The 674-nt window shown below is 47.2% G+C and carries 2 protein-coding genes; both read left to right on the top strand.

Annotated features, from left to right (window positions below; genetic code table 11):
• Window positions 1-184: hypothetical protein (locus tag A3751_RS23385; protein ID WP_231876829.1), on the top strand; the 184-nt coding region annotated here is incomplete at its 5' end.
• Between the two features lie 132 nt (window positions 185-316).
• Window positions 317-520 carry an AlpA family transcriptional regulator gene (locus tag A3751_RS21705; protein ID WP_068465423.1) on the top strand — a complete coding sequence of 68 codons (204 nt, stop codon included), beginning with the start codon at window positions 317-319 and terminating at the stop codon, window positions 518-520.
• Window positions 521-674: the final 154 nt, after the last annotated feature.

Genomic DNA, 674 nt, shown 5'->3' with positions numbered 1-674 from the left:
TAGGTTGTGCCCAAATTGTGCCCATTCTGTGCCCATAGCAACGATCGCTGTTTTTCAGCGCGTTGCTAACTCTGTTTATCTGAACGTCAGTTCGGTCGTTGTTCGCCGAGATAACAGTCATAACAAGTCAGCGACATCTTCTCGTCTCACTAAAAAGTATATTTTATTGTCCGCGAAACCTTGAATTCCCCCTCAGCCGAACTTAGATAAAAAGCCCTGCGTGACTACGGCGTTACGTAGCGTAGAAAAGCTAGAGGGTTCTAACTCGAGTGCAGTGCCCTCTATATCGACGTAATTGAATCTATGAGGATGGCACATGGAACAGAGAAGTTATTTAGCCGGTATCGATCACATACTCAGGTTGAAGGAAGTATGCGAAATTACCGGACTCGGGCGCTCGACAATCTATGAACTCGTACGCAAGGAGCAGTTCCCTAAGCAAGTCAAACTCACCGCCAGATCTGTTGGCTGGCGTCAGAGCCAAGTTGTTGAATGGATTTCTAGCAGGGAGTCAGCTTAATCATATACTAATCGAATATGTCATAAGTCCGTGGCGGTGAGCCGAGCAGCAAGTCAGCTTGTTCTGAAACTTCTAGCTTAGCTTGCTCGTCCAGCGAGACCCATATCGTTGAACCTCCTTTGTGCTGATAAGGAACGGGCTGATCTAATCGGTG

The organism is Oleiphilus sp. HI0080 (genome assembly GCF_001635135.1).
The sequence above is the reverse complement of the archived record's forward strand: the minus strand, read 5'-3'. Positions and strand labels throughout refer to the sequence as shown.